This window comes from Kineococcus vitellinus (assembly GCF_009906315.1).
Lineage (GTDB): Bacteria > Actinomycetota > Actinomycetes > Actinomycetales > Kineococcaceae > Kineococcus > Kineococcus vitellinus.
In genome coordinates, this window is the sequence record NZ_JAAALL010000273.1 from 1 (window position 1) to 5991 (window position 5991).

Genomic DNA, 5991 nt, shown 5'->3' on the forward strand with positions numbered 1-5991 from the left:
GGGCGGCCGGCGGCGCAGCCGGGGCGGGGTCGGCGGAGGCGCCCAGCCGGTCGGCCAGCTCGTCGAGGTCGTCCAGCTCGTCGTAGTAGACGACCTCCACGGGCCCCCCGGCGAGCTCGACGAGGTCCCCCAGCGCCGGGACGGCCGCCAGCGGCTCGACCGGGCCCAGCTCGCTGGCGGTCAGCTCCGAGCCCAGCTCGGCCACCGAGCGCGGGGAGCCCAGCAGCACGCCCTGGGCGACCGCGCAGCCGGCCTCCTGCAGCAGCAGGACCTGCTCGGTGCGCTCGACGCCCTCGGCCACGACCCCCAGGTCCAGCGCCGCGCCGAGCTCGCACAGCGTCCGCACGGCCGCCATCGCGTCCGCGCCCTCGGCGCCGTCGACCTCGGCGATGAGCGTGCGGTCGAGCTTGACGCCGTCCACCGGCAGCTGGCGCAGCGGCGCCAGCGAGTGGTTCACGAGCACGCCGCCGCCCGTGGACAGGGTCGCGAAGTCGTCGAGGAGGATGCGTGCGCCGGTGGCCCGCAGGCTCTTCAGCCGCCCGACCAGCACGTCCGGGTCGGCGCCCAGCAGGTCGGCGGGGACGTCGAGCACGAGGGCGTCCGGGTGCAGGCCGGCGCCGGTGAGCGCCTGGCGCACGTCGGCGGCGGCGGTGCGCGAGAGCACGTGCGCCGCGGACAGGTTCACCGTCACCGACAGGTCCGGCACCTGCCGCCGCCACAGCGCCGCCTGCCGGCAGGCGGTGTGCAGGACCCAGCGCCACAGCTCCTCCACGGCCGGGGAGCGCTCGGCCCCGGCGAGGAAGGCGCCCGGCTCCAGCAGCCCGCGGGTGGGGTGGCGCCAGCGCAGCAGCGCCTCGACGCCCACGACGGCGCCGTCGGCCAGCCGCACGATCGGCTGGTAGGCCAGCTCGAACTCGTCGGCGGCGACGGCGCGCTGCAGGTCGTGCTCGAGCTGGCGGCGCAGCCGGTCGGCGTCGTGCATGTCCGCCTCGAAGACGACGACCCCGCCGTCGCCGGGCTCGTCGCCGCCGGCGTGCGCCTCGGCCTTGGCCCGGTACATCGCGCTGTCGGCGCGGCGCAGCAGCTCGGCGGCGCTCACGCCCCCCTCCGCGACGGCGATGCCGATGCTGGCGCCCACGCGCACCGTGCGCCCGTGCGTCTCCAGCGGCAGGCCGACGTCGGCCTGGACGCGGGCGGCGATGCGCCGGGCGGCGCGCTCGGGCTCCACGTCGCGCACGACGAGGGCGAACTCGTCGCCGCCGAGGCGGGCCGCGACGTCGTCGCCGCGCAGGCAGCGGCGCAACCGGCGGGCGACGCGGCTGAGGACCTCGTCCCCGGCGGCGTGGCCGAGGGTGTCGTTGACCTGCTTGAAGCCGTCGAGGTCGATGAACAGCACCGCGGTGCCCAGGCCGTCGGTCTCGGTGACGCGCAGCGCGATCTCGAGGTGGCGCAGCAGGGTGGCCCGGTTGGGCAGGCTGGTCAGCGAGTCCGAGGAGGCGGCCTCCACGGCGCGGACGGTGTCGGCGTGGCTGAGCGCCATGCTCGCGTGCTCGGCGAAGGCGCGCAGCACGGTCGCGCCCACGGGGTCCAGCGGCCCGCTGCCGGAGGTGTCGACGACGAGCGCGCCGACGCTGCGGCCGTTGATGTGCACCGCGGCGGCCGCGGGCAGCACGTCGTCGCCGACGGCCACGCCGAACCCGCCGAGGGCGGTGGTGGCCGCCAGCGCCAGGTCGGTCTCCAGCGGCGGCTCGCCGACGGCGGCCACGACGCGCATGCGCATCTGCGAGCGCGGGTCGGCCAGCACGAGGGAGACGGCGCGCGCGTCCATGAGCTCGGAGGAGCTGGTGGCGATCTGCACGAGCAGCTCCGGCAGCGGCCGGCGGCTGGAGACGGCCCGCTGGAAGCGCACCGAGGTGGTGAGGACCTGCTCGCGCTGGCGCAGCGCCTGCTGCAGGCGGCTGCGCTCGGCGGCGCCCTGGGCGCCCTGCTGGCGGTGCCAGCGCTCGCGCTCGCGCCCGTGGCGCGAGAGCACGACGAGACCGAGCACGCGGGCGACCAGGCCGACGGCGGCCAGCTCGCCCGCGGGCGCCGGGACCTCCTCGGCGCGGCCGACGACGATGTGGACGTCCGAGAGCGCCGGCACCTCGACGACGGTCGCGCGCACCCGCCCCAGACCGGGCACGGCGAAGGAGCCGGCGCCGTCGCGCACGACGCGGGCCAGGCCCCGCTCGGGCAGGAAGCGCTGGCCGAGGCCGACGCCGCCGTGGACGTGGCCCCCCTCGCAGACGACGACCACGTCGGCGGCCACCAGCTCGGCCACCAGCGCGGCGGCCCGCGTCAGCACGTCGCGCTCGCTGGTGCCGCGCGTGAGCTCGGTGAGCACGTGCTCGAGCAGCCCGCTGGCCTGCTCGACCTGTGCGGCGGTGAGTGCGGCGACGTCCACGCCTGCTGTCTCGGTCCCTGCCCGCGCGATGTTGAGGCGGGAGGGGCATCAGTGACCCGAACGCCGGAGCGCGACCCCCAGCGCGGGGGCCAGGTCGCCGTGCCCGGAGCTCACCACGCCGCCCAGGCCCAGCCAGCCGGCGAGGTCGGTGAGCTCCGCGGCGAGCTCGTCGGCGGTCTGCGCGGGCGCGGCGGGCTCCGCCCAGGCCGCCTGCACGCGCAGCAGCCCACCGGGCGCGGCCCGGTCGGCCTTGAGGTCGACGCGGGCGACGACGTCCTCTCCCAGCAGGAACGGCAGCACGTAGTAGCCGTGGACGCGCTTCTCGCGCGGCACGTAGAACTCCAGGCGCACCTGGACGCCGAACAACTCGCCGGTGCGCTCGCGGTGCCACAGCAGCGGGTCGAAGGGGGTGAGCAGGGCCCGGGCGCGCACCCGCGGCGCGGGGGCGCCGGGGACCCGGTAGGCGGGCCGGCGCTGCGAGGAGGCCCAGCCGCGCACCCGCACCGGCTCCAGCTCACCGGCCTCCACCAGCTCGGCGACCGCCCGGCGCGACTGCTCCGGGCGCAGCCGGAAGTAGTCGCGCAGGCTCGTCTCGGTCGCCACCCCGCTGGCGCGGGCGGCGGTGCGCACCAGCTCGCGCACGGCGTCCGCCGGGTCGGGGTCGGCCAGCGCGGCGACCCGCGGCGGCAGCACCCGCTCGGTGAGGTCGTAGCGGCGCTCGAACTGCGGGGTGCGGCCGGCCGCCGAGAGCCGGCCGGCGAAGAAGAGGTGCTCGCAGGCGCGCTTGACCGCCGACCAGTTCCAGCCCCAGTGGTCGCTGGGGCGTGCGACCCCGGGGGCCAGCGCGGCCTCGAGCCGGCGGGCGGTGAGCGGCCCGTGGGCGCCCACGTGCTCCAGGACGGCCTCCAGCAGGCCCGGCTGCTCCAGCGCGATGCTGCGCACGCTGCCCCAGGCGTCGTGGGCGGCGCGCTCCATCCGCCAGCGCAGCAGGCGGTGGGTGGCCGGCGCGACGTAGGAGGCCTCGTGGGCCCAGTACTCCACCAGCCGCCGCGGGCTGCGGGAGGCGGCCCGGTCGAGCAGCTGCAGCGGGTAGGGGCCCAGCCGGCTGAAGAAGGGCAGGTAGTGGCTGCGGCAGAGCACGTTGACGCTGTCGATCTGCACGACGCCGAGGCGCTCCAGCACCCCGGTCAGGTGCCGGGGACCCACCGCCGCCGGCCGCCGCCGGCTGAAGCCCTGGGCCGCCAGCGCCGCCCGGCGCGCCTGCACCGCGCTGATCTCCTCCACGGGTGCGGGCACGGGCGCGGCGGGGCTCACGACAGTTCCACGATCTTCTCCCGCACCGCGTAGACGACGGCCTCCATGCGCGAGTGCAGCTGCAGCTTCTCCAGCAGGTTGCGGACGTGGTTCTTGACGGTGTTCTCGCTGATGCCGAGGGCGCCGGCGATCTCGCGGTTGGCCATGCCGCGCGCGAGCAGCCGCAGCACGTCCAGCTCGCGCGGGGACAGCCGCGGGCTGCCGGGCAGGCCCAGCGCGCGCTCCTCGTCGCGCCGGCGCATCGCGTTGAACTCCCCCAGCAGCAGCCCGGCCATCTTGGGGGTGATGAGGGACTGCCCGGAGACGACGGCGCGGATGGCGTCGGCGACCTCCTCGGCCGGCACGTCCTTGAGCAGGTAGCCGCTGGCCCCGGCCCGCACCGCGCCGAAGAGGTCGTCCTCCTCCTCGGAGGAGGTGAGCATGAGGATGCGCGTGGAGGGGGCGAGGGCCTTGATCTGCGCGCACGCGTCGATGCCGGAGCGGTGCGGCATCCACACGTCCATCAGGACGACGTCGGGCAGCAGCTCCTCCACGCGCTGCACGGCCTCGGCGCCGTCACCGGCCTCGCCGACGACGACGATGTCGTCCTCGGTGGACAGCACCATCTGCAGCCCGCGCCGGAAGAGGGAGTGGTCGTCGACGACGACGACCCGGATCGCCTCGCCTGCCTGCGCGTCGCTCATCGGCACTTCCTCCCTCACCGGACGGTCAGCCGATCTTGGCACGACGTGCACCGGGCGCCACTCCCCGCGCGGGGAGCGGCGCCCGGCACCGCCTGGTGGGGACGATCAGCGGGTCAGCGCACGGCCGCCGCCACGGCCGCCGACAGCGCCGCGTCGGCGGCGCGGCGCGCGTCGGCGCCGTCCGCCGAGCCCTGGGCGGCGTGGACGTCGAGGTGGATGACGCCGTAGTCCCAGCCGCGACGGCGGTAGACCACGCTGGGCCTGCCGGTGCCGGCGTCGACGAACAGGTAGAAGTCGTGGCCGACGAGCTCCATCTCGTACAGCGCCTGGTCCAGCGTCATCGGCTCGGCCGCGTGCGTCTTCTCGCGGATGACCACCGGCGAGGCGTCCTCGGCCCCCTCCTCGGCCCAGCCGTCCACCTGCTCGGCCGTCGGCGGCCTCGAGGAGGCCATGACCGCGGGCGTGGGGACGTCGTCCTCGGAGGCCAGCAGCGGCTGGCCGGCGCTCGTCGAGGCGGTGAGCGCCTCGTCGGACAGCCCCGCGGTGGCCTGGGCGACGGAGGTGGGCCGGCGGCGTCCGCGGTGGACCTTCAGCCGGTCGCGGGAGCGGCGCAACCGTTCGTAGAGCTTGGTGGTGGCGAGGTCCAGCGCGGCGTAGGGGTCGTCGGCGCAGGCCTCCGCGCGCACCACCGGCCCCTTGTCGCGCAGCGTGATCTCCACGCGCTCGCACATGTCGGCCTGGCGGCGGTTGTTCTCGTGGGAGATCTCGACGTCGACGCGCTGGACGCGCGGGGCGAACTGGGGGACCTTCTCCAGCTTGGCCTCGACGTGGTGCCGGAACCTCTCCTTGACCTCGACGTGCCGTCCGGTGACCACAACTTCCACGGGATGCCTCCCTCGTTCGGATGGCGGGCGCGGCCGGGGCCGGCCCGCCTCGGACCGTCACCTCGTGCCGCGCACCACCCCCGCGGGGAGGGCACGGTGAGAGGCAGCGCACGACCGGCAGGGGCCACTGCCCCGGACGACGGGTCCACCCTCGGACACCGCCGGGGATCGACCCGACCTGACGCCGGTCTCGGCTGCCATGCACCAACGCTAGACCAGGCGGGCGCGAGGTGCCCACGCGAGGGCGCCGCTCGACGCGGACGGCTCACGCCAGCGTCACGCAGAGCACACCGGCCACCCGCGCGCCGGCGGCGCGCAGCGCCCGGACGGCCTCCGCCGCGGTCGCGGTGGTCGTCACCACGTCGTCGACGACGACGCAGGGGCCGGGCGGCAGCGGGCCGCGCACGGCGAAGGCCCCGGCCAGGTTGGCGCGCCGGCCGGCGGCGTCCAGGTCGGTCTGGTCGGCCACCGGGCGCGCCACCCGCAGCACCCGCGCGACCCGCACCTCGTGCCCGCGGGCCCGCGCCAGCGCGGCCGCGCGGGCCGCGAGGTCGGCCACGAGGTCCCCGCCGCGCCGGCGCCGGCTGGCGGCCCGGGCGGGCACCGGCACCAGGTCCACGCCCCGTCCGCCCGGCCGGCCAGACGGACCCGGTGCCCCTGCTGGCCC

The 5991-nt window shown here is 77.0% G+C and carries 4 protein-coding genes and 1 pseudogene; all 5 read right to left on the minus strand.

From position 1 onward, the window contains the following. The coding region (locus GTQ99_RS27155; protein WP_166617223.1) for an EAL domain-containing protein at window positions 1-2443 on the minus strand (2443 nt) is incomplete at its 3' end. Window positions 2444-2491: 48 nt separating this feature from the next. After that, a complete protein-coding gene (locus tag GTQ99_RS18655) occupies window positions 2492-3757 on the minus strand; it encodes a winged helix-turn-helix domain-containing protein (protein WP_338075107.1) in 1266 nt (421 codons plus the stop codon). Continuing rightward, entirely contained in the window at window positions 3754-4440 is a 687-nt protein-coding gene (locus GTQ99_RS18660; protein ID WP_166617224.1) for a response regulator, read from the minus strand. The genes GTQ99_RS18655 and GTQ99_RS18660 overlap by 4 nt, the downstream gene beginning before the upstream one ends. Window positions 4441-4553: 113 nt before the next feature. Next, window positions 4554-5324 (minus strand): ribosome hibernation-promoting factor, HPF/YfiA family, encoded by a 771-nt coding sequence (gene hpf, locus GTQ99_RS27160; RefSeq protein ID WP_166617225.1) that lies wholly within the window; start codon window positions 5322-5324, stop codon window positions 4554-4556. A 265-nt stretch (window positions 5325-5589) separates the two neighbouring features. Further along, window positions 5590-5991 (minus strand): annotated as a pseudogene (locus GTQ99_RS18670) (ComF family protein); the annotation flags it as partial.

Coding starts and splice junctions, on each gene's coding strand:
- GTQ99_RS18660 (WP_166617224.1), bottom strand. CDS start 4,440: ATGAGCGACGCGCAGGCAGGCGAGGCGATCCGGGTCGTCGTCGTCGAC.